This is a genomic window from Janthinobacterium sp. PLB04, from assembly GCF_021165895.1.
Taxonomy (GTDB): Bacteria; Pseudomonadota; Gammaproteobacteria; order Burkholderiales; family Burkholderiaceae_D; genus Janthinobacterium; species Janthinobacterium lividum.
In genome coordinates, this window is sequence record NZ_CP088968.1 from 1,681,140 (window position 1) to 1,708,047 (window position 26,908).

Consider the following 26,908-nt stretch of genomic DNA (forward strand, 5'->3'; position numbering starts at 1 on the left):
TCATTGCCGCACCCCATATCACGTATAATCTTCCCTTTAAAGCTGCCGCCACTCTTTGCCAAAAAAACATGAAATCAACTGAAATCCGCGACAAGTTCCTCAAATTTTTCGAGTCCAAGGGCCATTCCATCGTCCGTTCCAGCTCCCTGGTGCCAGGCAACGATCCGACCTTGCTGTTGACGAACAGCGGCATGGTGCAATTCAAGGATGTGTTTACGGGCACGGACAGCCGTCCGTACACGCGCGCCACCTCGGTGCAGCGCTGCGTGCGCGCTGGCGGCAAGCACAACGACCTGGAAAACGTCGGCTACACGGCGCGCCACCATACTTTCTTTGAAATGCTGGGCAACTTCAGCTTCGGCGACTATTTCAAGCGCGATGCGATTCAATACGCGTGGGAATTGCTGACCAAGGTGTACGGCTTGCCTGCTGACAAGCTGACGGTCACCGTCTACATCGAAGATGACGAAGCGTACGATATCTGGGCGAAAGAAATCGGCGTGCCGACCGAGCGCATCATCCGCATCGGCGACAACAAGGGTGCGCGCTACGCATCGGACAATTTCTGGCAGATGGCGGACACGGGCCCATGCGGTCCATGCACGGAAATCTTCTACGACCATGGCGCCGACATTCCTGGTGGCCCGCCGGGCTCGCCTGACGAAGATGGCGACCGCTTCATTGAAATCTGGAACCTGGTGTTCATGCAGTTCAACCGCGACGAAGCCGGTGTCATGCACAAGCTGCCGAAACCGTGCGTCGACACGGGCATGGGCATGGAGCGCCTTGCCGCCGTGCTGCAGCACGTGCATTCGAACTATGAAATCGACCTGTTCCAGCACCTGATCAAGGCCGCCGCGCGCGAAACGGGCGCCACGGACCTGGAAAACAAGTCGCTGCGCGTGATCGCCGACCACATCCGCGCCGCCGCCTTCATGATCGTCGACGGCATCATTCCGGGCAGCGAAGGCCGCGCGTATGTCCTGCGCCGCATCATCCGCCGCGCCTTGCGCCATGGCCACAAGCTGGGCCAGACGAAACCGTTCTTCTACAAGCTGGTGGCCGACCTGGCCATCGAGATGGGCGGCGCCTATCCCGAGCTGGAAGAAGCGAAAGACAACGTCGCCAGCATGCTGAAAGCCGAGGAAGAGCGTTTCGGCGAAACCCTGGAAACGGGCATGAAAGTGCTGGAAGCGCAGCTGGCCAAGGATGCCACGGGCATCGACGGCGCCACCGCCTTCACGCTGTATGAAACGTATGGCTTCCCGCCAGACCTGACGGCCGACATTTGCCGCGAGCGCAATATCACGTTCGACCAGGCCGGCTACGACGCTGCCCTGAAGGAAAGCCAGGAATTGTCGCGCAAGGGCGGCAAGACGCACAAGGACAGCAAGGTCGAGTACACGGGCGAGAAAAACACCTTCGTCGGCTACGATCAATTGACGTTCAGCAGCAAGGTCGTGGCGCTGTACGCGGCCGGCACGCAGGTCACGGAACTGAAGGCGGGCCAGGATGGCATCGTCGTGCTCGACACCACGCCGTTCTATGCGGAATCGGGCGGCCAGGTGGGCGACCAGGGCGTGATTTCCTCGGGCGCAGGCAGCTTTGCCGTCAGCGATACCCTGAAAATCCAGGCTGACGTGTTTGGCCACCACGGCGTGCTGGAATCGGGCGTACTGAAGGTAGGCGACGCCGTCTCGGCGCAGGTCGATACGGCCAAGCGCGCGCGCACCATCCGCAACCACTCGGCCACGCACTTGATGCACAAGGCCTTGCGCGAAGTGCTGGGCAGCCACGTGGCGCAAAAGGGTTCGCTGGTCGACCCGGACAAAACCCGTTTCGACTTCAGCCACAATGCGCCGATGACGGCCGAGCAGATCGCCGCCGTGGAAACCATCGTCAACAAAGAGATCCTGGAAAACCGCGCCACGCAAGCGCACCTGATGTCGTTTGACGATGCCGTCAAGCATGGCGCGATGGCCCTGTTCGGCGAGAAATACGGCGACGAAGTGCGCGTGCTCGATATCGGCAGCTCGAAAGAGCTGTGCGGCGGCGTCCATGTGCAGCGCACGGGCGATATCGGCCTGTTCAAGATCATCGGCGAAAGCGGTGTTGCCGCCGGCATCCGCCGCGTGGAAGCCGTGACGGGCGAAGGTGCGCTGGCGCTGGTGCAAACCATCAACCGCCGCCTGGTCGAAGCGGCCAACGCCCTGAAGGCGCAGCCGGAAGAGCTGACTGCCCGCATCGGCCAGGTGCAGGACCATGTGAAGGCGCTGGAGAAGGAGCTGGCCGCGCTGAAATCGAAACTGGCCTCGGGCCAGGGCGATGAACTGGTCACGCAAGCCGTCGATGTCAATGGCATCAAGGTGCTCGCAGCCGTGCTGGACGGCGCCGACGTGGCCCGCTTGCGCGAAACCATGGACAAGCTGAAGGACAAGCTGAAAACGGCCGCCATCGTGCTGGCCAGCGTGGCGGACGGCAAGGTCAGCCTGATCGCCGGCGTGACGGCGGATGCGACTTCCAAGGTCAAAGCGGGCGAGCTGGTGAACTTCGTTGCACAGCAAGTGGGCGGAAAAGGCGGCGGACGCCCCGATATGGCGCAAGCTGGCGGCACCGATCCGAGCGGCCTGGCGAATGCCCTGGCTGGCGTGCCGGCCTGGGTCGGCGAACGCGTAAAATAAGGCGTAAGCTAGAGGGCATGCGGGGTTTTCGTCCCACAGCCCCTTGAAAACGGCCCGCAGACACTGTTTGTGGGCCGTTTTGCCGTGTGGAATCTCGTTGTGACACCACAACAGCCGATGAACTATTTTGGTGCAGCGCGTCAATGCCCCTGATTTAGAGTAGTATGTCGAAAATCAGTACAACAAAACAATGGTGGGATATTGATGATGAGCGACACACTACTTGATACCGAGATTATGGAATTTCACAAAGAACTCGACGCGCGGGGCTTGAATTGCCCGTTACCGATTCTGAAGGCGAAAAAGGCTTTGTCAGAGCTGCAGAGCGGGGAAGTGCTGCGCATCATGGCAACCGATCCCGGTTCCGTGCGCGACTTCCAGGCTTTCGCCAAGCAAACGGGCAATGCCCTGCTGTCGCATGTGCAGACGGGCACCGAGTTCGTCTTCCTGATGCAACGCAAATAATTCTGCCAGCCGGGGCCGCCGTGGTGCGGCCTGGTTTCTCCTTGCCGTGCCGCGTCACTTTCAGGCCCTTTTGCTGCCCTGCAGCGTAGCGGCCGAGCCCCCTGAAATCCTCAAAGCTGGACAGTTTAGATGGATTGCTCTAACAAAAAATCGCACGATCGTGCTTAAATTCGGTTCAGGATTCAAATTTCTCTTATAATCGAACGCACAATCAGCACTTGATCCGTCATTTTTATAATTTCCCAAAGGCATAGCTATGAAAGTCTTGGTACCCGTCAAACGCGTGGTCGACTACAACGTCAAAGTCCGCGTCAAGAGTGACGGCACTGGCGTCGATACCGCCAACGTCAAAATGTCGATGAACCCTTTCGATGAGATCGCACTGGAAGAAGCGATGCGCCTGAAAGAAGCTGGCAAGGTCACTGAAGTGGTCGCCATCTCCTGCGGCGTGACGCAGTGCCAGGAAACCCTGCGCACGGCCATGGCCATCGGCGCCGACCGCGGCATCCTGGTGGAAACGACGACTGAACTGGAACCGCTGGCCGTCGCCAAGCTGGTGAAATCCCTGGCCGAGAAAGAGCAGCCGCAACTGATCATCCTGGGCAAGCAAGCCATCGATGACGACAGCAACCAGACCGGCCAGATGCTGGCAGCCCTGCTGGGTTGGCCGCAAGCCACGTTCGCTTCGAAAGTCGTGCTGGAAGACGGTAAAGTCACCGTTACCCGCGAAGTTGACGGCGGCCTGGAAACCCTGGCATTGACCTTGCCAGCGATTATCACCACCGACCTGCGTTTGAACGAGCCACGCTATGTGACCTTGCCGAACATCATGAAGGCGAAGAAAAAGCCGCTCGAGACCGTCAAGCCGGAAGACCTGGGCGTCGACGTTGCGCCACGCCTGAAGACCCTGAAAGTCGTCGAGCCAGCCAAGCGCTCGGCCGGTATCAAGGTGCCGGACGTCGCTACCCTGGTCGCCAAGCTGCGTACCGAAGCCAAAGTCATCTAAGCGCGGCCCCGCCGTTTATCCAGAACAATTACAGGACACATCATGGTCGCATTAGTTATTGCTGAACACGACAACGCTACCTTAAAGGGCAGCACCCACCACACCGTGACCGCGGCCGCCCAGTGCGGCGGCGACGTGCACGTACTGGTCGCAGGTTCGAACGCATCGGCCGCTGCCGCTGCCGCCGCGCAAATCGCCGGCGTGACGAAAGTCATCGTGGCCGACGCGCCATACTTTGCCGACGGCCTGGCCGAAAACGTGGCCGAGCAAGTGCTGGCCATCGCCGGCAACTACAGCCATATCCTGGCGCCAGCCACCGCCTACGGCAAGAACATCCTGCCGCGCGTGGCCGCCAAGCTGGACGTCGCGCAAATCTCGGAAATCACCAAGGTCGATTCCCCTGACACCTTCGAGCGTCCGATCTACGCCGGTAACGCGATTGCCACCGTGCAATCTGGCGACAAGATCAAGGTCATCACCGTGCGCACCACCGGCTTCGACGCGGCTGCCGCCACCGGCGGTTCGGCTGCGACGGAAACCGTCGCCGCCGTTGCCGACAATGGCAAATCGGCCTTCGTGGGCCGCGAGCTGGCCAAGTCCGACCGCCCTGAACTGACCGCCGCGAAAATCATCGTGTCGGGCGGCCGTGGCATGGGTTCGGCCGAGAACTTCCACATCCTGGAACCGCTGGCCGACAAGCTGGGCGCCGCCATGGGTGCTTCGCGCGCCGCCGTCGACGCCGGCTTCGTGCCGAACGACTGGCAAGTGGGCCAGACGGGCAAGATCGTCGCGCCATCGCTGTACATCGCCGTCGGTATCTCGGGCGCGATCCAGCATCTGGCCGGCATGAAAGACTCGAAAACCATCGTCGCCATCAACAAGGATCCTGAAGCGCCGATCTTTGCCGTGGCCGACTACGGCATCGTGGGCGATCTGTTCGAGATCGTGCCGCAACTGGTCAAAGAACTGGGTTAAGTCACACCCCTTCCGGTTTTGTTACTGACAAAGCCACGCCGGCCCGCCCCACACGGCGAGCCGCGCGTGGCTTTTTTCTTGGAGAAAAGAAGATGAGCTATCAAGCCCCGCTGAAAGACATGTTGTTCGTGATGAACGAACTGGCCGGCCTGGCCGAAATCCACACCTTGCCCGGCTGCGAAGACGCCACGCCCGACACGGCCGAAGCCGTGCTGGAAGAGAACGCCAAGTTCTGCGGCGGCGTGGTGGCCCCCTTGAACGGCCCCAGCGACAAGGAGCCGAGCTTCTGGCACGACGGCCAAGTCACCACCTCGAAAGGCTTCAAGGAAGCGTTCAAGGCGTATGGCGAAGCGGGCTGGCAGGGCGTGCAGCACCCGACGGAATTCGGCGGCCAGGGCTTGCCCAAGCTCTTGGCCACGCCGTGCATCGAAATGCTCAACTCGGCCAGCATCTCGTTCGCCCTCGTGGCACTGCTGTCGGACGGCGCCATCGAAGCGCTGCTGACGGCCGGCAGCGATGAGCAAAAGGCGGTTTACCTGGAAAACCTGGTGTCCGGCAAGTGGACGGGTACCATGAATCTGACGGAGCCGCAGGCCGGTTCCGACCTGGCCGCCGTGCGCACGCGCGCCGTGCCACAGGACGATGGCACGTATAAAGTGTTCGGCACGAAGATTTTCATCACGTACGGCGAACACGACATGGCGGAAAATATCGTCCACCTGGTGCTGGCCCGCACGCCGGATGCGCCCGCTGGCGTGAAAGGCATCTCGCTGTTCATCGTGCCGAAATTCCTCGTCAACGCCGATGGCAGCCTGGGCGCGCGCAACGACGCCCACTGTGTTTCCATCGAGCATAAACTGGGCATCAAGGCCAGTCCGACGGCGGTATTGCAGTTTGGCGACCACGGCGGCGCCATCGGCACCCTGGTGGGTGAGGAAAACCGCGGCCTCGAATACATGTTCATCATGATGAACGCGGCCCGCTTCGGCGTGGGCTTGCAAGGCATCGGCCTGGCCGAGCGCGCCTACCAGCAGGCCGTGGCGTTCGCCAAGGACCGCGTGCAGTCGCGCGACCTGGCGGGCTCGCCTGGCCCGGTGCCCATCATCCACCACCCGGACGTGCGCCGCATGCTGATGTCGATGCGCTCGCAGACGGAGGCGGCGCGCGCGCTGGCCTACGTGGGCGCGGCCATCAGCGACGTGGCGCACCACCATCCGGAGGCGGACGTGCGCGCGGAAAGCCTGGCGACGTATGAATACCTGGTGCCCGTGATCAAGGGCTGGGCCACGGAAATGTCGCAGGATGTCACGCGCGATGGCGTGCAAGTGCATGGCGGCATGGGTTTCATCGAAGAGACAGGCGCCGCCCAGCATTACCGCGACGCCAAGATCCTCACCATCTATGAAGGCACCACGGCCATCCAGGCGAACGACCTCGTGGGCCGCAAGACGGTGCGCGACGGCGGCGCCGTGGCGAAAGCCATCATCGCCCAGGTGCGCGCCACGGAAGCCCAGTTGGGCGAGCTGACCGGCGCCGACTTCCAGGCCATGCAGCGCCACCTGGCCGAAGGCAGCGCCGCGCTGGAAGCCGTGGTCGAGTACGTGGTGGCGAACATGAAGACGGACATCAAGGCCGTGTTCGCGGGCAGCGTGCCCTATTTGAAGCTGGCCGGGATCGTGCTGGGCGGCTGGCAAATGGCGCGCGCGGCCGTGGTGGCGCAGCAAAAGCTGGGCGAGGGCAGCGGCGACGCTTCGTTCTACAAGGCAAAAATCGCCACGGCGCGCTTCTTTGCCGACCACATCCTGTCGCAAGCGCCAGGATTGCGCGCCACCATCATCGATGGCAGCGCCGGCGTGATGGCCTTGTCGGAAGAGCAGTTTTAAGTTGAAGCTTGGCCAGTGCAAGCTGGCTGAATGCAAAAAGCGCTGGAGATCACTCTCCAGCGCTTTTTTTATTTCTATCAAGAATGCTTGGGAAAGCGTTCAGGGCAAGGCGCGTTGTCGCAGGCAGCACGCTAGTGCGACAAGACAATGCAACGCCGCCATGGACGCTTTGCCTGCGTTCTTATCTTCTGGCAATACCATTACCGGAATTACGTACCAAGTCGCCAGCCGCCAGTCCAGGATCCTGGTCAAATGCGAAGTCAGCCTTGGCGCCTGTTTCGTATTGCACGGTGACAGTCCACACCTTGCTGTTTTTCATGTGGCCTTCGACTTGTTTGCCTGCGAAAGCGCCGCCGGCGGCGCCGGCCAGGGTGGCCAGGTCCTTGCCGCGTCCGCCGCCGACCTGGCGGCCCAGCAGGGCGCCGGCCACGCCGCCGCCGATCATGCCCAGGGCGCCGCCTTCGCCCGCTTTTTCAGCGACGTTGACTGCCAGCACCTTGCCGCACTCGGCGCAGATTTGCTGCTGGGCTGGCTTGTTGTTCTGGCCTGCGTACGAATTGCCGGCCTTTTGCGCGGCCTTGGCGTTGATGATGGCCTGGTCGTATTCGCCCTTGGCGTCGCGCAGGCATTGCATGCGGGCTTTCGAGCTGCTTTCTTCTGCGCACAGTTTCTTGTCATCCGCATAGCGCGTGCTGGCTTGCTTGGTGTCGTAGGCGTATTGCGCCTTCGGCGACAGGTTTTGCGCGAAGGCGGAGGTGCTGAACAGGGCCGTGATGGCGACTGCGAGGATGAGTGGGCGACGAATCATGATCTTCTCCTAGGGGGTGTTAAATGTGCCAGTAATGTCGGCATTGTGAATGCAGTATAGAGGAAAATCATGATTGCTTACCAACACTTACATGTGCGTGTGGCGCGCCATATCTGAAGTCATTTTCCGCATGGAAATTAACCGTAGGCACCGCCTGTATACAGCAAGTCGAACAGGCGCGCCATGGTGGCGATCAGTACGCCTGCGCCTAGCATCAAGGTAGCGACCAGCACGACGGCCAGGGGCCAGCCCGTGTCCGACAGGCGGCCGGAGCCAGCGTTGTAGCGCGCATCCCACTTGTCGTCCGGCATCAGGCCCAGCACCAGCGCTTCCAGGAAACCGCTCAGGGCGGACAGGGTCAGCGGCAAAATCTGGTAAAACCAGTCGGCCTCGGGAAACAGCTGGCGCAACAGCAAGGAGGCGGGCAGGGCGGCCAGGTGTAGCCAGCCCCAGCGGTCTTTGCTGCCATGCAGGTAGAAGCGGTGGGCGCCCAGCATGCCCAGCAGGAAGGCCAGTAGTGTCGTGAATGCCTTGTTTTTGTGCGACTGGTGCAAAATGGTAGCGGTGGTCATGGGACTCCAGAGTTGCTCATCGGTAAAGATTGCCAGTATCGGTCATTGCTTGCCGCAACGATAGCACTTTCAGACGGCGTTCAGGCGATGCTGTTGTGCAAGATCACCGCCTGGACGTGGCATGGCAGGCACGATAGACGCACGCGCCTATTGCGTCTTCGGCCATGACTGGTCATAATGTTTGATTAGCCCAAATTACACGCCCGTCATCATAACGCTTGCTGCCTGGCGGTAAAGCGCGCTATAATTTGCGGCTTTTTCCGCCTCAGCACACTTTTTGGAAATATTATGGTCGTTATTCGTTTAGCTCGTGGAGGCGCCAAGAAGCGCCCGTTCTTCAACATCGTCGCTACTGATTCGCGCAATCGCCGCGATGGTCGCTTCATTGAGCGTATCGGTTTTTACAACCCGATGGCGCAAGGTGGCGAAGTTCCACTGCGTATCACCGCAGACCGTCTGGCCTACTGGCAAGGCGTTGGCGCACAATTGTCGCCAACCGTTGCTCGCCTGGTAGCCAGCAACAACAAAGCAGCAGCTTAATTAGATCACTGGTTTGACGGTCAAGACTGCATCCGGGGTGAAAGTCCCCGATGACCTGGTACAGGTAGGCTATGTCTCCGGTGCTTATGGCATTGCTGGCGGAGTCAGGATCACTCCTTTCTCCGAAGATGCGGATGCATTATTAAGCGTCAAAACCTGGTGGTTTGATAAACCGACCTTGCATGATGTTCAAGTCAGGCAAGCGAAGTTACACGGCGGCGACGTCGTGGCCCAGCTGGTGGGTGTGGTCGGGCGGGATGCCGCAGAAGCGCTGAAAGGCGTCTCTGTGCAAATTCCGCGTAGCCATTTCCCGACGCTGACGGCCGATGAATTTTATTGGTCCGATCTGATCGGACTGACAGTCGAGAATTTGCAAGGCGAGTGCCTCGGCACAGTGCACGACATGATGAGCAATGGTCCGCAGTCGATCTTGCGCGTTACGCCCGTCGCCACTGCCGATGAGACCGTTGAAAAGGCGCCTGAGCGCCTGATCCCGTTTGTTGGCCAGTTTGTCATTAACGTTGACAAGGCTGCCAGCAAGATCACGGTCGACTGGGGCCTCGATTATTAAACCGCCTGCGCTTAACTTTGCGCCGGGCAAACTTTGCAGGATGGTGAACGATGCAATTTGATGTCGTGACCCTGTTCCCGGAAATGTTTGCCGCGCTGACGCAGTCGGGTGTGACCCGGCGCGCCTTCGAGCAGGGGAAATGTGGCTTGTCGCTGTGGAATCCCCGTGATTTCACGACCGACAATCACCGTACCGTGGATGACCGCCCGTATGGCGGCGGCCCCGGCATGGTGATGATGGCCCGTCCCCTTGAAGCGACAATTCATGCCGCGAAGCAACGCCAGCTTGACCTCGGTCTGGCGGCGCCCCGCGTGGTGTTCATGTCGCCGCAAGGCCGTCCGTTGACGCACGAGCGCGTCACGCAACTGAAAGCCGAACCTGGTTTGGTGATCCTGTGTGGCCGCTATGAAGCCGTGGACCAGCGTTTGCTGGACCGTTGCGTCGACGAAGAAATCAGCGTTGGCGACTTTGTCCTGTCGGGCGGTGAATTGCCTGCCATGGCGCTGATGGATGCGGTGATCCGCCTGTTGCCGGGTGTCTTGAACACCGAGGCATCGGCCATCGAGGACAGCTTTGTCAATGGCTTGCTCGATTCGCCGCACTACACGCGGCCGGAAACATATGAAGGCATGGCCGTGCCGCCCGTCTTGATGGGTGGAAACCATGCCGAGATCGTCAAGTGGCGCCGCCAGCGCATGCTGGAAGCGACCGCGACAAAGCGGCCTGACCTGCTGGTCAGTGCGCGTGCCGCCGGCTTGCTCAGCAAGACCGACGAAAAATTCCTGGCCAGCCTGTAAGCCGTCTCCGGACGGCAGGCAGGGTGGCCTTGCAGTGCCGGGCATGTTGCCCAAATTGGTAATACCCATCCTCTACCGGGCGGATACTTGCTATCCACAGTGCGCCGGCATGATGGTTTTCGGAGTTATAAAAATGGACTTGATTCAACAATTAGAGCAGGAAGAAATTGCTCGTCTGGGTAAAACCATTCCTGAATTCGCACCAGGCGATACCGTTATCGTCAGCGTCAACGTAGTCGAAGGTACGCGCAAGCGCGCCCAGGCTTACGAAGGCGTCGTTATCTCCCGTCGTAACCGTGGCCTGAACTCGAACTTCATCGTTCGCAAGATCTCGTCCGGCGAAGGCGTTGAGCGTACGTTCCAACTGTACTCGCCGCTGATCGCTTCGATCGAAGTGAAACGCCGTGGTGACGTTCGCCGCGCCAAGCTGTACTATCTGCGTGAGCGTTCGGGTAAATCGGCGCGTATCAAAGAAAAATTGCCAAATCGCCGCGTTGTGGCGAAAGCAAGCGCGTAATATCAGCGTCTGCGTTGGGAAAAGGGGTGCCTGTTATGGTGCCCCTTTTTTTATTCTGAATTGCTATTGAGGCAAGCTGCCATGGCCACTATCGCATTTGATCCAAAACAACTCGCCATCGATGCGATCGCCGGCGAGGCGGCGCTGGACGCCGTGCGCCTGACGCCCGGCTGGCTGCGCCAGCGCCTGGCCGAACAGCCTGACTGGCAGCCCGAGATTACCCAGGATTTTCTTTCCGCCCGTGCCGTGCCAGTGCGCGCCGCCGTGCTCATTCCCCTGGTGCAACGGCCACAGGGCTTGACCATCTTGCTGACCATGCGCACGGACCACCTGAGCAGCCATGCGGGGCAGGTCAGCTTTCCAGGCGGGCGCAGCGAAGCCTTCGATGCGTCGCCCATCGCCACGGCCTTGCGCGAAACGGAAGAAGAAGTGGGCCTGGCGCGCGAGCATATCGAAGTGCTGGGCTGCCTGCCCGATTACCTGACGGGTACCGGCTATCAGGTCACGCCCGTGGTGGGCCTGGTGACGCCGCCGTTCGAGCTGCGCGCCGACCCGTCCGAAGTGGCGGAAATCTTCGAAGTGCCGCTGGTCTTCCTCATGGATGGCCTCAACCATCAGCGCCTGTCGGTGGAATTGCCCGGCGGACGGCGCTCGTTCTACGCCATGCCGTACGAGCGCTTCTACATCTGGGGCGCCACCGCCGGCATGCTGCGCAATCTGTTTCACCTCTTGCGCGCGTAAAATGGCGCCCCGCACGTAATAAGTTTGATTCCAGCACTGCACTGCGCTATCGTAGCGGGCATTGCGGTATTGCTGAAAAAGACAAAAAGGACGTTTGATGACATTTCTCTCCATACTTTGCGCATTGCTGATCGAGCAGCTCAAACCTTTGCGCGCGGACAATCCGATCTACGCCGAAATCAAGAGCCTGGCAATGCGCATGGAGACCTGGTTCAATGCCGGCCACGCCAACCATGGCCGCATGGGCTGGTTCCTCATGATCGGCGTGCTGATGGTGCCGACGGCCGGCATTTACTGGCTCTTGCAGCATTATCAGCTGACCCTGCTGGCCTTTGCCTGGAACGTCCTCATCGTCTACCTGACCCTGGGCTTCCGCCACTACAGCCATTACTTCACGTCGATCCAGCTGGCCCTGAGCGCCGGCGACGAAGCGACCGCGCGCACCTTGCTGGCCGAGTGGACCAAGCTCGACACGGTGGGCATGGAAGCGAGCGAAATCGCCCGCATCGCCGTGGAAAAAGCCCTGGTCACCACGCACCGCAATGTATTTGGCGTGTTCTTCTGGTTCCTCATGCCGCTGGGCCCTGCCTGCGCCGTGATGTACCGTGTGGCCGAATACCTGGCGCGCGCCTGGAACGAACCCGAGCACATGCGCAATGAAGCGTTCGGCCAGTTCGCCGCGCGCGCCTTTTACTGGATCGACTGGATTCCCGTGCGCCTGACGGCCGTGGCGTTTGCCGTGGTCGGCAATTTTGAGGATGCCATCTACGCCTGGCGCAACTTCGCCCAGCGCTGGCAGGACGAGGCCATCGGCATCATTTTGACGGCTGGCGGCGGCGCCATGGGCGTACGCCTGGGCACGCCAGCGGAAACGGCGGCCCGCGTGCTCGTCACGCCGGACATGGCCGTCGATGACAGCGACAGCGAAAGCGATATCCTGCCAGGCGAAGAGCCGGGCGCGCGCGCCTTGCAGAGTACGGTGGGCCTCGTGTGGCGCGCCTTGCTGCTGTGGATGCTGCTGCTGCTGTTGATGTCGGGCGCCGTTTTCCTCGGCTGACGCGGGCGCACATGCGCCATCCATGCGCCCTGCGCGTGGAACAAGGTTAAAATAGGGGCTGGCGCGCAAGGCGTGCCGGCCCCTGTTTGCATCGTCAGGGCAGATCGAGGTAGAACCCAAGTCTTCTATAAGATATAATACTGGCTTACCGCAGCAAACGTAGTTGAATTACCAGCCCGGCTTATCCGCCGGGGCCATTCACGCAATCCAGTCCCGACAAGCCACATGGCCGAGTTATCTCAAAAAACAGGGGAACTCTCAGACGAGTTCTTCATCCTTGGTCTCACCAGCAATGGCAAGCAATTCCGACCCAGCGATTGGGCCGAGCGCCTTTGCGGAGTGATGTCCTGTTTCAATCCCGAAGGTGGCGGGCGCAATGCGCACCTCCAGTATTCGCCCTACGTGCGCCCGACCGTCGTCAATGGCGTCAAGTCGGTGGTCGTCAACACCAAGTTGCGCGAGATCGAGCCGATGGCGTTTCACTTCGTGCGCGAATTCGCCAAGGATAACGACCTGCAAATCGTCGAAGCCTGCTTCCTGCCGCCTCCCGAAGAAAAGTAAGACCCGTTTCATTGATGTGCCTCAAACCCGCCACGGCGGGCTGGCGTAGCGTGGACACTCGGCCTCAAACGGAGTGGCGACATGCGCATCGGCGACATCTGTACCCTGCACACCATCCATTGCCAGCGTGACACCAGCGTGCAGGACGCGGCGCTGCTGATGCGCCAGCACCACGTGGGTGACCTGATCGTGGCCGAGCAGCCGAACGGCGAGCGCGTCCCCATCGGCATCCTCACCGACCGCGACATCGTCATTTCCGTCATTGCCCTGGGCCTCGACCCCGCCAGCCTGCTGGTGGGCGACATCATGAGCGCGCAGCTGCTTACCGCCAGCGAAGACGAGGACGTCTATGACATCATCGAACGCATGCGCGTCAACGGCATCCGCCGCCTGCCCGTGGTCAACAGCCTGGGCGCGCTCTCCGGCGTCGTCAGCATCGACGACCTGCTTGCCTTCCTGGCCCAGGAAATGGCCGAGCTGGCCCGCATCAGCAGCGGCCAGCTGGTGTACGAAAAGCGCACCCGGAAGTAAGCCCGTATTGCGCAATTCCAGTCAAATCCACTTCCCCCGAAAATGCTACAGTCGCTGCTCGTTCAACGGGAAGCGTTCATGCACTATCTGGCCAAGGCACTCTGGTATATCGAATCGCATTATGCGGAGAATATCTCGCTCGGTGACATCGCCAATGTGGGCGGTGCCTCGCCATGTCACCTGACGCGTGCGTTTGGCCTGGCCACGGGCCATTCCGTGATGCGCTATGTGCGGGCGCGCCGGCTCAGCGAGGCGGCCCGCGCGCTGGCGCAGGGCGCGCAAGACATCCTCGCCGTCGCGCTGGAAGCGGGCTACAGTTCCCATGAGGCATTTACGCGGGCCTTCCGCGAGCAGTTCCAGATCACGCCGGAGCGGGTACGGGCCCAGCGCCATGTCGGCAACCTCGCGCTGGTGGACGCCATCAAAATGGATGTGGCGACGGGCGTGCCTCTGGAAGCACCCCGTTTCGAGCAGGGCCCCGCCTTGCTGGTGGCGGGCTTCGTCGAACGTTATCGCGCAGAAACGGCTGCCGGCATCCCCGCCCTGTGGCAGCGCTTCCTGCCCCATGTGGCGCCCGGCCAGCTGGTGTATGGCGTGTGCTGCAACAATGACGACGCGGGCAATTTCGATTACCTGTGCGCCATGCCGGTAAGCGACTTTTCCCAGGCCCCCGAGAACTGGACGCGGCTGCGCATCGCACCGCAGCGCTACGCCGTGTTTCATCACCGCGGGCATATTTCGACCATCCGCGCCACCTGGCACACGGTGTGGAACGAATGGCTGCCCCAGTCCGGGCTGGAAGTGGCCGACGCGCCCGATTTTGAACGCTACGACCAGCATTTCGATCCCGCCAGCGGCATCGGCGGCGTGGAAATCTGGCTCCCCTTGAAAGCATGAGCATGTTCCCGACCTTGACTACATCGGCTGCGTTTGCCGGCGGCACCGCGCTGCGCCAGCGCCTGTTGCAAACCGCCGCCGCGCTGGCGGCGGGCTTGCCCCTGTACTGGGTGCTGGGACCGCAGCCGCTGGGCTGGCTGGCCTGGTGCGCGCCGCTGCCCGTGCTGTGGCTGGCCCTGCGCTCGTCGCGCCGCGATGCGGCCTGGATGACGTTCCTGGCCGCCGTGCTCGGCCTGTCATCGAACTTTGCCTATTTCCGCCTGCTCATGCCCTTGCCGGCCGTGCTGGCCGTGATCACCGTCAAGGCACTGTTGTGGCTGCTGGTGGTGCTGGCCGCGCGGCGCCTCGTGCTGCGCTATCGGGCGTCCTGGACGGTGCTGGCGTATCCCGTGCTGTGGGTGGCCATCGATACGCTGATGGCGGCCTTGCTGCCGGACGGTAACTGGGGCAGCCTCGCGTATTCGCAAGCGGATAACCTTGCCGTGCTGCAGGTGGCGGCCCTGGCGGGCGTGCCTGGCCTGCTGTTTTTGCTGTGCCTGGCGCCATCCGCGCTGGCCTTGCTGCTGGCGGGCGGCCGCGCGTATGCGCCAGCGGCCAGTGCTGCCGTGTTGCTGCTGGCGGTGGCGTTTGCCGGCGGCGCCTGGCGCGTGCAGGGCGCTCCGGCACTTGCGCCGGCAGGGCTGCTGGCGGGGCTAGTGGCTATCGATGACTTTATCGGCCCGGCCACGCCGCCAGCGCGCACACAAGCCATCTGGGACCAGTACGCGCGCCATGTCGAAGAACTGGCCGGGCAGGGCGCCAGGCTGGTGCTGTTGCCGGAAAAAATAGCCGTGCTGGCCCCAGCGCAGGCGGACGTCGTGCAACAGCGTTTCCAGGCGCTGGCGCGTAGCACGGGCGTGTGGATCACCCTGGGGCTGGGCGTGCAGGACGCTGCCGGCCGGCGCAACCTGGCGTGGCTGTTCGCGCCCGATGGCGCCGCGCCTGTCAGCTATCAAAAACATCATCTGGCGCCGCCCGAGCGCGAGTTTCTTGCTGGCAGCGCCTATGCCGTGCAGCCGGTGGCGGGGATGGCCATGGGACTGGCCATCTGCAAGGACATGCATTTCGCACCCCTGGGACAGGCGTATGGCGCGGCCGGGGCGCAGGCGATGCTGGTGCCGGCCTGGGATTTCCAGCTGGACGCCTGGATGGGGGCGCGCATGACGGTGGTGCGCGGCGTGGAAAACGGTTATGCCGTGCTGCGCGCGGCGCGCGAGGGTGTGCTGACGGTCAGCGATGCGTATGGACGCGTGCTGGCGGAGCGGGCCAGCAGCGCCATGCCGGGCAGTACCTTGCTGGCGCCGCTGCCGGCGCACCCGAGCGTCGCTACCTGGGCAGGATGGCTGGGGCCGCTATTCGGCTGGCTGTGCGTGGTGTTGGGTGTGATTTTGCTGTGCGTGGGCCGCCGCGCCGCGCCCGCTTCCTGACGGATAATCTCCGTTTTGCTGCAATGCGCAAAAGCGTATTGCACGCTCTTATTTTATATTCCGCGCAGGCAGCCACATAATCGCCGCCGATGATTGCACCATTGCCGTGCATATATAGCCGCGATGCCGGCATATATATTGCACTGCAATAAGTGGTTTTATCTGGTATTCAGAAATTCGGGCAGCTGGTATTAATTGGTACTTAATTCGGCCACGAAGTCATACATATCGCCGCGGAAGTAGGAGCGGCAAAATTCCACGGCGCGGCCATCGCGCAAAAAGCCCAGTCTTTCCACCGACAATCCCGCGTCGCCTTCCTCCGCCTGCAACAGGCTGGCCTGCTCCCCCGTCAACAACAAGGCGCTGAGCCGTTGCAAGGCGCGCACGGGCCGGTTGCCCGCCTGTTCCAGCGCGTCATACATGGAGATATCGACAGCGTCGAGGTTCGGCAGGCAGCTGGCGACGATGGTCGCGTATTCCAGGCACATCGGCACCTCGTCCGCATAGCGGATGCGGTGGAAGCGGTACACGGGCGCGCCCGGCGACAGCCGCAGGCGCAAGGCCTCTTCCGGGGTGACGGTGCCCTCCGCGCGCTTGAGCCACACGCTGCGCGGCGTGCGTCCGCGTGCCCGCATATCCTCGGAAAACGAGGTCAGCTTGGCGAAATTTTTCTCGATGCGCGTATTGATGAAATTACCCGAGCCGGGGCGCCGCACCAGCAAGCCCTCGTTGACGAGGCCATCGATGGCCTTGCGCACGGTGATGCGCGAGACGGACAGGTCGCTGGCCAGCTGGCGCTCGGCCGGCAGGGCTTCCTCGGGGCCGAGGATGCGCTTGTCGATCGCTTCGCGCAGCGCGCGCTGCAGTTGCTGGTACAGGGGCAGGCTACTCGTCTGCCCCAGGCCTTGCATGATGTGAGCCAGGGTTGTCATACGCTGAGGGTCTCCGTTACGGCGCGTTGCAGACGCGCTCTGTATCTGTTTTGTGTCGCTGGATAATACCAAAAAAGGCCGTTATAAAACCAATTTGAATTGTCATGCCAGCAATTTATGCCTGGCTTCGCTGGGATTTAGCCCGCTCATACGGGCTACGGATTGATTTAGATAAAGTGGTCTGTGTGATTCAAGCAACGTTATAAAAAAAAAGTTGCAACTGGTAGTGTTCTGGTATTGGATAGTAGTATATTGGCGTTGAATTGGTTTTGTAAGTGGTTGTGCCGAAGGGTCTGCAGCATGCCGGCGAGAGTGGGTGGCTGGAAAGAAGACCTACATTAAAAATGAAAAGGATCCAATCCTGGAGCCTAAATCAAGGGGGAGTACATGAAACGCAATTTGACACCTGCAGCTGCCGTCGTGAAATCCGGTTCGCGTAGCCGTACGCCGATCGCCGCGGCCGTTGCCGTGATGGTCGCCGGTCTGTCCTTTTCGGCGCAGGCGCAGGAGGCGCCCGCCGAAGACGTGGCCACCGTGGTGACGGTGACCGGCGTGCGTGCCTCGCTGGAAAAATCGCTGAAGCAAAAACGCAATGCGGATTCCGTGGTGGAAGTGGTCACCGCCGAAGATATCGGCAAGATGCCAGACCGTAACGTGGCTGACGCGATCCAGCGCCTGCCAGGTGTGAATACCCAATCGTCTGCCGGTGGCGAAGGCGGCTTCGGCGAAAACGATCGCGTCAGCTTGCGTGGCACTAGCCCCAGCTTCCAGCAAACCCTGTTCAACGGCCACGCCATCAGCACGGGCGACTGGTTCGTCCTGAACCAGTTCGGCGGCAATGTCGGCCGCAGCAGCAGCTTTTCCTTGCTGCCATCGGAACTGGTGAGCTCCGTTGTCGTACACAAGAGCGCCACGGCGGACCTGCCTGAAGGCGGCGTCTCGGGCGTGATTGACGTGATCACCCGCCGTCCGTTGGAATTCAAGAACCAAATTACGGCAGAAGGTTCGATCCAGGCTTTCCACAATGACCTGGCCGGCAAGACCGATCCGCAGTTCTCCGGCCTGGTGAACTGGAAGAATGACACGAATACCTTGGGCATCATGGTGCAAGGTTTTTCCCAAAAATCGACCGTGCGCCGCGATGGCCAGGAAATCCTCGGCTACACGCCCATCGCCGCGGGCAGCAACGCGGCCAAGGCCCATCCTGAACTGGCCGGCGTGAAAGTGCCGACCTTTATCGGCGCCAGCCTGTTCGAGCAAAAGAAAACCCGCGAAGGCGGCGCATTCGACATCGAATTCAAGCCCAGCAAGGACTTGACCCTGGATGTGAACGGCTTCTATTCGCAATTGAAGGCGCCGCATCAAAACACCAACTGGCTGGCTGCGCCTGCCAACTCGATTAATAGCACGGACGACAAAGGCGTGTCGACCGGTCAGGTGCCGACCAACTACACGGTCAAGAATGGCACGCTGACAGGCGCCACCTTCGCCAGGAACTCGGGCGAAGTCGATAATATCTACCGTCCTGACGCCGGTGGCGAATCGTACTATCTCGATTTCAACTTCAAATACCGCGCCACCAAGGACCTGACACTGACCGGTAAACTGGGCAAGACCCATGGCGTCGGCTATGACCGTGATGATGTGTACTACCAGAACAACGTCGATGGCGGCATGGTGTATCAATTGAATGGCATGAGCCCGGCCAGCGTTTCCTATCCGGGCGGCACCACCACCAAGCCTGGCTCGACGGCATGGGCCGGCGGCGGCGAATCGCGTTCCGTCGACCAGGAAAAATATGCCCAGATCGATGCGGAACTGCGCCTGTCGTCCGGCATCTGGGATTCGGTCAAGTTCGGTGGCCGCTTGACCGACCACAAGCGCGATGCCGAGCATCCGTTTGAGACCCGTCCGGGCGACCTGGGTTTCAGCAACCCTGGCCCGGCATGGAATGGCAGCATGTACCCAAGCGACTTCGCCAAGGATCTCGGTGGCAACCTGTCGAGCAATTACTTCAAGTACGACGGTTCGGCACTGGGCGCATGGGGCGCGGCTCCTGGCAACCGTCTGTTTGACTACGTGCGTCGCCATAACTGGACCGACGAATTCAAACTGAAGGAAAAAACCTCGGCAATCTATGCCATGGCCAACCTGACGGGCGACAACTGGAGCGGTAACTTCGGCCTGCGCGCCGTCCACACCAAGCAATCGACGCTGGTCAACCAGGCTGGCGGCCCGATCACCGGCTCCGACTGGGGCGCATACTCGCAGCACCTGTACGAGCGTAGCTACAACGACTACCTGCCTAGCGCCAACATCAAGTTCGACGTGCGCAATGACCTGGTCGTCCGCGGCGCCATTGCCCGCACCATCGCCCGTCCTGACTACAGCGCGCTCGGTGGTTCGGTATCGCTGAACGACGATGCACTCAGCGGCAGCGGCGGCAACGTCAACCTGAACCCGGTCAAGTCGGATAACGCCGAAGTCAGCGCCGAATGGTATTTCGCACCGAAGTCGGCTTTCTCGGTGGGCCTGTTCTACATGGACTTGAAATCGGTCGTGTCGAATGGTACCGTCAACGCTACCTACTTCAACAGCAAGCGTAATGCCAATGCCGTGTACCAGATCACGTCGCCATTCAACACCAGCGGCAAGAACAAGGGCGCGGAGTTCAGCTACCAGCAACCGCTGTTCGGCGACTTCGGCATCCTGGCCAACTACACCTATGCCGACGGCAAGCTGGACAATGGTGATGAACTGGTCAATGCATCGCGCAGCACGTATAACCTGACGGCCTTCTACGAAGCCAATGCCCTTAGCGCACGCCTGGCCTACAACTACCGTTCGGCTTACAAAGCGGGCGTGGACCGTGGCGCCAGCCAGCACGTTGCCGGCGCGGGCGGCCTGGCCGGTTCGCTCAACTACAAGATCAACGAACACTTCACGATCACGTTCGATGCGCTTAACTTGACGAACACGACCATCAAGATGTACGCGGAAAACAAGGATCAGCCACGCGCTTTCTATAGCAACGGCCGTACCTTCTACTTGGGCCTGCGCGCCAAGCTGTAAGCAAGACGATCTGGCCTGATGCATCCGCGTCGGGCCCGGTCTTCCTCGGTCTTTTCAAGGCAAGTTCCTGTTTGGGAGCTTGCCTTTTTTTTCGACGCCCACTGGCAGGGCGCCTGCCGTCTGTACTCATATAAAACCGTCTTGCCACTGTGGCGGACATCTATAACGAGGAGTCTATGAACAGTCGTTTGCACCCCGTATTGCACCCCATCGCCGCCGCTGCAGCCTTGCTGTCCATGAGCATGGCGGCCCAGGCGCAGCAGGCCCAGGTCGCCGCTCCATCGATGCAGGAGGTCGTCGTCACCGGCATTCGCGCCTCGTTGGAGCAGTCGCTGAGCCAGAAGCGCAACAGCGATTCCGTGATCGACGTCGTCAGCGCCGAAGACATCGGCAAGCTGCCGGACAAGAACGTGGCCGACGCCGTACAGCGGGTGCCGGGCGTGAATATTTCCTCGTCGGCAGGCGGCGAGGGCGGTTTTTCGGAAAATGACCGGGTCAGCATTCGAGGCACCAGCCCCAGCCTGACGCAGACCCTGATCAATGGCCATGCCGTCGGCACGGGCGACTGGTTCGTCACCGACCAGGTGGGCACTGTGGGGCGCAGCGTCAGCTTTGCCTTGCTGCCATCGGAAATCGTCAGCCGGGTCACTGTGCAAAAGAGTTCGCAGGCGGACCTGGTGGAAGGCGGCGTGGCCGGCTCCATCAATATCGAGACGCGCAAGCCCCTCAGTTTCAAGAATCCGTTCACGGCCGAGCTGGCCGTGCAGGCGATCTATGCGGACTTGCCGGGCAAGACAGATCCGCAAATGAATGCCTTGTTCAACTGGAAGAACGAGGCCAAGACCCTGGGCGTGCTGTTCCAGGTGTTTTCCGAAAAACGCCATGAGCGCCGCGATGGCCAGGAATTCTTCGGTTATGGCGCCATCGACGCCAACAGCCCGGCCGCGCAGAAATATCCGGAACTGGCCGGCGTGCTGGCGCCGCTGGGCATCAACTCGGCCCTGTTCGAGCAAGTGCGCAAGCGCCAGGGCGGCAGTATCGATCTGCAATTCAAGCCGACGTCTGATTTGATGCTCGACGTCAACGGCTTCTATTCCAAGCTGGACGCGGCCAATTACAACCGCAGCTTTTATAACCAGCCGGGCGCCAACCTGAATGCCGTCGACAATGACGGCAAGCACGTCGGCGTGACTCCCAGCGCGTTTACGGTCAAGAACAATACGCTGGTGGCGGCAGATTTTCCCGCGTCGCAATTTCCTGCCGCGAATGCCACCACGCCGTATAACGGCCAGCTGTATCCGGCCTTGGTCGACCAGATATACCGCCCCGGGTCGAACTCGTCGACCGCGTATGTCGACTTCAACGGCAGCTACCGCGCCAGCGAGCGCCTGCGCATCACGGGCAGCCTAGGCTACACGCGCGGCATCGGCGAAACGCCCGTCGACCTCGGCTATGAGGCTGGCTTGACGGGCGTGGGCGTGTCGTACCAGCTGAACGGCCTGTCGCCGGCCAGGCTGAATTTTCCGGGTCTCGATATTTCGAAATTTTCCAACGTGGTCACGGCGTCGGCCTGGGGTTCGCATGTGGAAACCCTGGACACGGAAAAATATGGTCAGGCCGATGGCGAGCTGAGCATGGATTACGGCGTGCTCGAATCGTTGAAGTTCGGTGCCCGCTACGCGGAACATCACCGCAATGTGTCGTGGCCGGAAAATCGCAGTTGCGCCGTATGCGACGGCACGACGAATGCACCCTTGCCGAAGTGGAATGGCGCTACATACCCAGGCGACTATGGCAAGGGGCTGGGCGGCAATGCGCAGGGCCGCTATTGGCAGCTCGATCCGGCCGACCTCGTGGCGTGGGCCAACAAATACGACAATTCGGGCGGACCGAATTCGCGCAACTGGCCGGCCGAGCTGGACGTGAAAGAAAAGGATAGCGCGGCCTATATCATGGCCAATCTGGCGGGCAACAAGTGGCGCGGCAATGTGGGCGTGCGCGTGGTGCGCACCCAGCAGACGACGGTGACGAACGTGCCTGGCGGCGAGAACCCCATTGGCCAGGAAAACATCTTCGGCACCTATACGCCGACCGTCGTCAAGCACAGCTACACGGACGTGCTGCCCAGCGCCAATTTCAAGTTTGACCTGAGCAAGGACCTGGTGGCCCGCGCGGCCGTAGCGAAAACCATGGCGCGCGCCGACTACAGCGCGCTGGTGGGTGCCGTCAACCTGAACGACCAGTTGCTGACGGGAACGGGCGGCAATCCGGATCTGAAACCGATCCGTTCGACCAACTACGACGCCACCTTGGAATGGTATTTCGCGCCGAAGGCCATGCTGTCGGTCGGCGCGTTCTACATGGACATGAAATCGTACGTGACGTTTGGTACGGCGCCCGTGAGCTACTACAATAATACCTTCAAGAAATTCAACACCTATGTGATCCAGTCGCCGACAAATATCGGCGCCAAGAACAAGGGCGTGGAACTCAGTTACCAGCAGGGCCTGTGGGGCGGTTTCGGCGTGGTGGGCAACTACACCTATACGAATGGCAAGGCCGACGATGGCGCCGCCGTGGTCGGTAGCTCGCGCGGCACCTACAACCTGGAAGGCTATTACGAGGACGAGCGCCTGAGCGCGCGCCTGGCTTACACCTACCGCTCCAGCTTCCTGGCCGGCCTGTTCAGCAGCTCACCCCAGTATGTGCATGGTGTGGGCAACCTGGCCGCGTCGCTCAACTACAAGATCGACGAGCGCTATTCGCTGACCTTCGATGTGCTGAACCTGAATAATCCGGTACTCAAGTATTACGGCGCCAACCAGGACCAGCCGACGGCCCTCTACTCGAACGGCCGCCAGTATTACTTTGGTCTGCGCGCCAAGCTGTAGTTTTTTTTTGCCGGCTTTCTGCCACAAGCGGGGAGCTGGCTGTTATCTTTTGGAATTGTTTGACATGACTATTGCACCTCAGCGTTACCTCGCCCTCGACGTCCTGCGCGGCCTGACCGTGGCCCTGATGATCGTCGTCAATACGCCGGGCGACTGGGGCAGCGTGTATGCGCCGTTCCTGCATGCCGAATGGCATGGTTTTACCGTGACGGACCTGGTCTTTCCCAGCTTTTTGTTTGTCGTCGGCAATGCGTTGGCCTTTGCGCTGGGGAAGTATGAAAATCTGGGCCCTGGCGCCGTGCTGGCCAAGCTGTGCAAGCGCAGCGCGCTGATCTTTTTACTGGGCTTCCTGCTGTACTGGTTCCCCTTCTTCAAGCTCGACGATGCGGGCCAGTTCGCCTGGTCGCCCCTGTCGCACACGCGCATCCCCGGCGTGCTGCAGCGCATCGCCGTGTGCTACCTGGCCGCCGCCCTGATCCTCCATTATTGGAAGACGCGGGGCGCGCTGGTCTTCAGCGCCTGCGCCTTGCTCGGCTATTGGGCCATCCTGGCGACCTGGGGCGACTACAGCTTGCACGGCAACGCGCCGGCCAAGTTGGATCTGATCCTGCTGGGCGACAGCCATTTGTACCACGGCGAAGGCATCGCCTTCGATCCGGAAGGCATCCTCGGCACCTTGCCCGCTATCGTCAACGTCATCGCCGGCTACCTGGCGGGCAGCTTCCTGCGCCAGGCGGCACCGATGCAATTGCGCTCGAGCCTGTATCAGCTGGCCGTGGCCGGCGCCATTTGCGTGGCCGTGGCGCTGTGCTGGAATGAAGTGTTTCCGATCAACAAGAAGCTGTGGACCAGCTCTTACGTGATGCTGGGCATCGGCCTGGACTTGCTGCTGCTGGCGCTGCTGATGTTCATCATCGACGTGCGCAAGATCACGGGCTGGACGTATTTTTTTGAAGTCTTCGGCAAGAACACCCTGTTCATCTACCTGGTGTCGGAAGTGCTGGTGATCATTGCGTTTACCGTGCGCATCGGTGGCGGCAACCTCTACCAGTGGCTGTACCAGCAGTGGTTTACGGGCTGGGCGCCGGCGCGCGTGGGCTCCTTGCTGTTTGCCGTCAGCTTCATGCTGCTGTGCTGGCTGATCGCCTACGGCATGGACAAGCGCAAGATCTATATCAAGGTCTAGCGCTAGAACTTCAGCTTCAGGCCATAGCGTGTGGCCAGGGCCGTGAAGAGCAGCATCAGGGCGGTGACGGCGGCGGCATTCCACAGGCCGGCCGCGCCGCCCGTCTCCAGATACGGCCACCAGAAGCGCTGCAGGTGCAGCACGGTTGCCAGTTGCTGCCACAGGTCGGGCACGATGTAGGCGAACAGGGCATTGGTGCCGGCGGGCAACAGCACCACCGCCCAGGCGCGCCAGCGCCACACGTCGATGACGACATAAAACACGAGGAACAGGGCCAGGATGATGGCGCTGCACACAAGCGTGTAGGATTCCGTTGCCGCGATCTTGTTGATGTGGTGATACGGCCGCAGCAGCAGGCCGGCCACCAGCAGGCCCAGCGCGAACCACGCCATGAAACGTATCCTCTGGGCATGGTTCAATGCCGCGCCACGCAGGAACAGCCGGCCCACCAGGGTACCGGCCAGCACATTGGCCGCCGTCGAACCGAGCACTTGCGGCACGTTGACAACCCCGTTGATACCCGCCGGCAGGAAATCCAGGCTGCCCGCCGTGCCGCCCATGTATAGCGCGATCAGTAGGGAAAGCACGCCCATCAGCGCCGTGCCGCTGCCCTGGCATGCCAGGTACAGCAGGCTGCACAGCAGGTAAGACCAGCCGATCATGCCGAGGATGCCCCACCAGGACGGTTGCAGCCAGGTGCTGGAAAATTCCGCATTCAATTCACCGCGGAACGTCGCCAGCAGGAACAGCATCAGGGCGCCGCCCGCAGCCAGCTCAAGCTTGCCCGCACCCTGGCGCCACAGCAGGATCATGGCCACGTAAAACAGCAGGAAATACACGGCGTGCGGCAGCAGCGCCGCCTGCGCATCGTAGCGGTAGGCGTTCGCCAGCACCACGCCGGCCAGCATCAGGCTGGCGGAGCGCCACAGCAGGCGTCCCAGCAGGGCTGGCGTGACGTGGCCGCAATGGCGCTGCAAGGCCAGCGGAATAGCCATGCCGACCATGAACAGAAAGCCGGGAAAGACCAGGTCCGGCACGCTGATGCCGTCGGCGCGCGGCCCCGCATGTTCGAGCCACCAGGCAATGCCGGGCATGCCGGCCAGGTAGTTGACCCAGATCATGGTGACGATCACGAAGCCGCGAAAGGCGTCCAGGCTGGTCAATCGTTCGGCGGCGGCGGCGGTGGCGGTGGCGACAGTGGCTGGCGGCATGGAAGGATGAAAAAAGGTCGAAAAAAAAGCAGCCCCGGCCTGAGCCGGGAACTGCCTTGCGCATGCTGGACGGAGCGGGAATTACTGTGCCGCTGCTGCCGGTGCCGCCGCTGCCGTGGCAGGACGGTTCAGCCACAGGATCCAGTAGCGGGCCAGGTCGCCCACGCCGTCGCCGCCCTTGACCGTTTCCAGGACCTTGATGGCGTCATCTTTCTTGCCAGCCATGGCGTAGGAATAGCCGAGGCGCAGCTTGGCGTCTTCAGCACGTTTCAGGCCGCCCTTGGCGATGCCTTTCTGGATCAGGTCGATACCTTTGTCGAACTGGTCCATCGTCACGAAGGCGTAGCCCAGGTTGATCAAGCCCGTGCCATCCTTGCTCTTCATGGCCGACGCTTCGCCGCTGGCGATGTTTTTTGCATCGTCGGCGGCAGCCTTGTTGGCCTGGTCGCGCAGTTTCTTGTGCTTGGCCGCATTCGCGCCCGTGCCCAGCACGCCTTTGGCAAAGCCGGCGTCGAGGACTTTTTTCGCTTCCGTCGGGAAGGCGTTTTGCAAGGCGATTTCAGCCATGTCGCTGTAATCTTGCGGCGACATGGTGCCGACGGCCTGGAATTGCAGGCGCAGCACGTCCAGCGCGAAGCGGTCGGAATAGCCGGCCTTGCCCTGCAAACGGCCCAGCAGGTCGGTCCAGTAGTCGTCCGACGGGTAGTAGCGCACCAGGTTTTCCATGGCGATCAGGTAGGTGGCCGGATCCTTGCTTTTTGAGCCCGTGTTGGCCAGCAATTGCAATTCTTCCAGGCTAGGTGTCTTGCCCGCTTGCTGTTGTGCCGTGATATCGGCCAGCAATTCCTGTTTTGCGCGCGCAAAGTCATTGCCCAGGTAATAGGCGCGCACGATGTACTTGCGTACGCTGGCGACATCGCCCGTTTCCGTCTGGTAGCGGGTGAACCATTTGATGGCGTTCGGGTAATCCTTGGCGTTGTAGTGGTAGTTGGCCAGCGCCTGGATGAAATCGCCCTTGACGTTCTTTTCCAGCTTGCCCGATTCGATCACCGCTTCCAGTGCCGTCATGGCCATGGGCGCATTGTTGGTGGCCGATGCCAATGCCACGCGCAGGCGGTTCAGCACGAACGTTTCATACGGCGTCAGGGCCGGAATGGCGGCAGCCTGGTCGATGCGGCTTTGCACGTCGGCGTAGTTCTTGGCATCCATCGATGCCTTCACGGCGGTCGGATCGAGCAGCTTGAACACTTCAGGGCGCACCGATTCGGCTGGAGCTGCAGCCGCGGCGGCGGCTGGCTTGGCATCCTGCGCGTGCGACAGGGATGGCAGGACATTCAGGCCGATGGCGGCCAGGAGCAGGCTAAGACGGGCAAGACGGAATTGGGACATGGTCAATCCTTCAATCAATAACAAAAATACGCACCTGCACTGGCAACCGCAACATCGTGCAGTGGCATTGCCAGAGGGGCAAGGAAGCTCGAAAAACACATTTCTGCCGTTCTGCCTGCGTAAGTCAAACAGAAGCGGCATGATACAAAACGGCTATTG

23 protein-coding genes are annotated in these 26,908 nt (G+C 61.2%); 18 read left to right on the forward strand and 5 right to left on the reverse strand.

Annotated features, from left to right (window positions below):
• Positions 1-68: 68 nt before the first annotated feature.
• The 5 genes from alaS to LSO07_RS07240 all read left to right on the forward strand — a co-directional run bounded on the left by alaS (position 69) and on the right by LSO07_RS07240 (position 7,010).
• Positions 69-2,681, forward strand: coding sequence for an alanine--tRNA ligase (gene alaS, locus LSO07_RS07220; RefSeq protein ID WP_151093056.1), 2,613 nt, complete (start codon positions 69-71; stop codon positions 2,679-2,681).
• Between the two features lie 207 nt (positions 2,682-2,888).
• The gene (locus LSO07_RS07225; RefSeq protein WP_225317265.1) at positions 2,889-3,146 is read left to right on the forward strand and encodes a sulfurtransferase TusA family protein; all 258 of its coding nucleotides are present in this window, start codon (positions 2,889-2,891) and stop codon (positions 3,144-3,146) included.
• Positions 3,147-3,402: 256 nt separating this feature from the next.
• Positions 3,403-4,152 carry an electron transfer flavoprotein subunit beta/FixA family protein gene (locus LSO07_RS07230; protein WP_034759884.1) on the forward strand — a complete coding sequence of 250 codons (750 nt, stop codon included), beginning with the start codon at positions 3,403-3,405 and terminating at the stop codon, positions 4,150-4,152.
• A 42-nt stretch (positions 4,153-4,194) separates the two neighbouring features.
• Entirely contained in the window at positions 4,195-5,127 is a 933-nt protein-coding gene (locus LSO07_RS07235; protein ID WP_034781780.1) for an electron transfer flavoprotein subunit alpha/FixB family protein, read from the forward strand.
• A gap of 92 nt (positions 5,128-5,219) precedes the next feature.
• On the forward strand, positions 5,220-7,010 hold the full coding sequence (locus tag LSO07_RS07240) for an acyl-CoA dehydrogenase (protein WP_151093058.1): 1,791 nt from the start codon (positions 5,220-5,222) through the stop codon (positions 7,008-7,010).
• 181 nt (positions 7,011-7,191) lie between these two features.
• Here LSO07_RS07240 and LSO07_RS07245 read toward each other — a convergent pair whose 3' ends face one another.
• Complete coding sequence (locus LSO07_RS07245; protein WP_034781786.1) at positions 7,192-7,818, reverse strand: glycine zipper 2TM domain-containing protein; 627 nt, start codon at positions 7,816-7,818, stop codon at positions 7,192-7,194.
• A gap of 137 nt (positions 7,819-7,955) precedes the next feature.
• Positions 7,956-8,390, reverse strand: coding sequence for an NINE protein (locus tag LSO07_RS07250; protein ID WP_151093060.1), 435 nt, complete (start codon positions 8,388-8,390; stop codon positions 7,956-7,958).
• A 288-nt stretch (positions 8,391-8,678) separates the two neighbouring features.
• Between LSO07_RS07250 and rpsP the strand changes: the two genes are divergently transcribed.
• From rpsP to LSO07_RS07300, 10 genes are all read left to right on the forward strand, one after another.
• The gene (gene rpsP, locus LSO07_RS07255) at positions 8,679-8,930 is read left to right on the forward strand and encodes a 30S ribosomal protein S16 (protein WP_010395524.1); all 252 of its coding nucleotides are present in this window, start codon (positions 8,679-8,681) and stop codon (positions 8,928-8,930) included.
• A gap of 13 nt (positions 8,931-8,943) precedes the next feature.
• On the forward strand, positions 8,944-9,501 hold the full coding sequence (gene rimM / locus LSO07_RS07260; RefSeq protein WP_070282501.1) for a ribosome maturation factor RimM: 558 nt from the start codon (positions 8,944-8,946) through the stop codon (positions 9,499-9,501).
• Positions 9,502-9,551: 50 nt separating this feature from the next.
• Positions 9,552-10,298 carry a tRNA (guanosine(37)-N1)-methyltransferase TrmD gene (trmD, locus tag LSO07_RS07265; protein ID WP_151093062.1) on the forward strand — a complete coding sequence of 249 codons (747 nt, stop codon included), beginning with the start codon at positions 9,552-9,554 and terminating at the stop codon, positions 10,296-10,298.
• Positions 10,299-10,431: 133 nt separating this feature from the next.
• Complete coding sequence (rplS, locus tag LSO07_RS07270) at positions 10,432-10,815, forward strand: 50S ribosomal protein L19 (RefSeq protein WP_010395528.1); 384 nt, start codon at positions 10,432-10,434, stop codon at positions 10,813-10,815.
• 81 nt (positions 10,816-10,896) lie between these two features.
• Entirely contained in the window at positions 10,897-11,556 is a 660-nt protein-coding gene (locus LSO07_RS07275) for a CoA pyrophosphatase (protein WP_151093064.1), read from the forward strand.
• A 97-nt stretch (positions 11,557-11,653) separates the two neighbouring features.
• Entirely contained in the window at positions 11,654-12,613 is a 960-nt protein-coding gene (locus LSO07_RS07280) for a CobD/CbiB family protein (protein ID WP_034759859.1), read from the forward strand.
• Between the two features lie 225 nt (positions 12,614-12,838).
• Positions 12,839-13,174 (forward strand): DUF3579 domain-containing protein, encoded by a 336-nt coding sequence (locus LSO07_RS07285; RefSeq protein ID WP_029496213.1) that lies wholly within the window; start codon positions 12,839-12,841, stop codon positions 13,172-13,174.
• 81 nt (positions 13,175-13,255) lie between these two features.
• Positions 13,256-13,705 carry a CBS domain-containing protein gene (locus tag LSO07_RS07290; RefSeq protein ID WP_035825422.1) on the forward strand — a complete coding sequence of 150 codons (450 nt, stop codon included), beginning with the start codon at positions 13,256-13,258 and terminating at the stop codon, positions 13,703-13,705.
• Between the two features lie 78 nt (positions 13,706-13,783).
• Positions 13,784-14,602, forward strand: coding sequence for an AraC family transcriptional regulator (locus LSO07_RS07295; protein ID WP_151093066.1), 819 nt, complete (start codon positions 13,784-13,786; stop codon positions 14,600-14,602).
• On the forward strand, positions 14,599-16,068 hold the full coding sequence (locus LSO07_RS07300) for a carbon-nitrogen hydrolase family protein (protein WP_151093068.1): 1,470 nt from the start codon (positions 14,599-14,601) through the stop codon (positions 16,066-16,068). The genes LSO07_RS07295 and LSO07_RS07300 overlap by 4 nt, the downstream gene beginning before the upstream one ends.
• Before the next feature lie 191 nt (positions 16,069-16,259).
• On the opposite strand, the gene LSO07_RS07305 is transcribed toward LSO07_RS07300, so the two are convergent.
• A complete protein-coding gene (locus LSO07_RS07305) occupies positions 16,260-17,000 on the reverse strand; it encodes a GntR family transcriptional regulator (protein ID WP_034781815.1) in 741 nt (246 codons plus the stop codon).
• Positions 17,001-17,387: 387 nt separating this feature from the next.
• Here LSO07_RS07305 and LSO07_RS07310 point away from each other — a divergent pair, with 387 nt between their 5' ends.
• The 3 genes from LSO07_RS07310 to LSO07_RS07320 all read left to right on the forward strand — a co-directional run bounded on the left by LSO07_RS07310 (position 17,388) and on the right by LSO07_RS07320 (position 24,149).
• Complete coding sequence (locus LSO07_RS07310) at positions 17,388-20,072, forward strand: TonB-dependent receptor (RefSeq protein ID WP_099389472.1); 2,685 nt, start codon at positions 17,388-17,390, stop codon at positions 20,070-20,072.
• A 176-nt stretch (positions 20,073-20,248) separates the two neighbouring features.
• On the forward strand, positions 20,249-22,963 hold the full coding sequence (locus LSO07_RS07315; protein WP_191909598.1) for a TonB-dependent receptor: 2,715 nt from the start codon (positions 20,249-20,251) through the stop codon (positions 22,961-22,963).
• A gap of 64 nt (positions 22,964-23,027) precedes the next feature.
• Positions 23,028-24,149, forward strand: coding sequence for an acyltransferase family protein (locus tag LSO07_RS07320; RefSeq protein WP_151093070.1), 1,122 nt, complete (start codon positions 23,028-23,030; stop codon positions 24,147-24,149).
• 2 nt (positions 24,150-24,151) lie between these two features.
• On the opposite strand, the gene LSO07_RS07325 is transcribed toward LSO07_RS07320, so the two are convergent.
• Both LSO07_RS07325 and LSO07_RS07330 read right to left on the reverse strand, forming a co-directional pair.
• Complete coding sequence (locus LSO07_RS07325; protein ID WP_151093072.1) at positions 24,152-25,360, reverse strand: DUF5009 domain-containing protein; 1,209 nt, start codon at positions 25,358-25,360, stop codon at positions 24,152-24,154.
• Between the two features lie 81 nt (positions 25,361-25,441).
• Positions 25,442-26,749, reverse strand: a complete 1,308-nt coding sequence (locus LSO07_RS07330; RefSeq protein WP_070257505.1) for a tetratricopeptide repeat protein — start codon at positions 26,747-26,749, stop codon at positions 25,442-25,444.
• Positions 26,750-26,908 lie beyond the last annotated feature (159 nt).

Excerpts from the sequence above, each read along its gene's own strand:
- alaS (WP_151093056.1), top strand. The coding sequence starts at position 69 with ATGAAATCAACTGAAATCCGCGACAAGTTCCTCAAATTTTTCGAGTCC.
- LSO07_RS07225 (WP_225317265.1), top strand. The coding sequence starts at position 2,889 with ATGAGCGACACACTACTTGATACCGAGATTATGGAATTTCACAAAGAA.
- LSO07_RS07230 (WP_034759884.1), top strand. The coding sequence starts at position 3,403 with ATGAAAGTCTTGGTACCCGTCAAACGCGTGGTCGACTACAACGTCAAA.
- LSO07_RS07235 (WP_034781780.1), top strand. The coding sequence starts at position 4,195 with ATGGTCGCATTAGTTATTGCTGAACACGACAACGCTACCTTAAAGGGC.
- LSO07_RS07240 (WP_151093058.1), top strand. The coding sequence starts at position 5,220 with ATGAGCTATCAAGCCCCGCTGAAAGACATGTTGTTCGTGATGAACGAA.
- LSO07_RS07245 (WP_034781786.1), bottom strand. The coding sequence starts at position 7,818 with ATGATTCGTCGCCCACTCATCCTCGCAGTCGCCATCACGGCCCTGTTC.
- LSO07_RS07250 (WP_151093060.1), bottom strand. The coding sequence starts at position 8,390 with ATGACCACCGCTACCATTTTGCACCAGTCGCACAAAAACAAGGCATTC.
- rpsP (WP_010395524.1), top strand. The coding sequence starts at position 8,679 with ATGGTCGTTATTCGTTTAGCTCGTGGAGGCGCCAAGAAGCGCCCGTTC.
- trmD (WP_151093062.1), top strand. The coding sequence starts at position 9,552 with ATGCAATTTGATGTCGTGACCCTGTTCCCGGAAATGTTTGCCGCGCTG.
- rplS (WP_010395528.1), top strand. The coding sequence starts at position 10,432 with ATGGACTTGATTCAACAATTAGAGCAGGAAGAAATTGCTCGTCTGGGT.
- LSO07_RS07275 (WP_151093064.1), top strand. The coding sequence starts at position 10,897 with ATGGCCACTATCGCATTTGATCCAAAACAACTCGCCATCGATGCGATC.
- LSO07_RS07280 (WP_034759859.1), top strand. The coding sequence starts at position 11,654 with ATGACATTTCTCTCCATACTTTGCGCATTGCTGATCGAGCAGCTCAAA.
- LSO07_RS07285 (WP_029496213.1), top strand. The coding sequence starts at position 12,839 with ATGGCCGAGTTATCTCAAAAAACAGGGGAACTCTCAGACGAGTTCTTC.
- LSO07_RS07290 (WP_035825422.1), top strand. The coding sequence starts at position 13,256 with ATGCGCATCGGCGACATCTGTACCCTGCACACCATCCATTGCCAGCGT.
- LSO07_RS07295 (WP_151093066.1), top strand. The coding sequence starts at position 13,784 with ATGCACTATCTGGCCAAGGCACTCTGGTATATCGAATCGCATTATGCG.
- LSO07_RS07300 (WP_151093068.1), top strand. The coding sequence starts at position 14,599 with ATGAGCATGTTCCCGACCTTGACTACATCGGCTGCGTTTGCCGGCGGC.
- LSO07_RS07305 (WP_034781815.1), bottom strand. The coding sequence starts at position 17,000 with ATGACAACCCTGGCTCACATCATGCAAGGCCTGGGGCAGACGAGTAGC.
- LSO07_RS07310 (WP_099389472.1), top strand. The coding sequence starts at position 17,388 with ATGAAACGCAATTTGACACCTGCAGCTGCCGTCGTGAAATCCGGTTCG.
- LSO07_RS07315 (WP_191909598.1), top strand. The coding sequence starts at position 20,249 with ATGAACAGTCGTTTGCACCCCGTATTGCACCCCATCGCCGCCGCTGCA.
- LSO07_RS07320 (WP_151093070.1), top strand. The coding sequence starts at position 23,028 with ATGACTATTGCACCTCAGCGTTACCTCGCCCTCGACGTCCTGCGCGGC.
- LSO07_RS07325 (WP_151093072.1), bottom strand. The coding sequence starts at position 25,360 with ATGCCGCCAGCCACTGTCGCCACCGCCACCGCCGCCGCCGCCGAACGA.
- LSO07_RS07330 (WP_070257505.1), bottom strand. The coding sequence starts at position 26,749 with ATGTCCCAATTCCGTCTTGCCCGTCTTAGCCTGCTCCTGGCCGCCATC.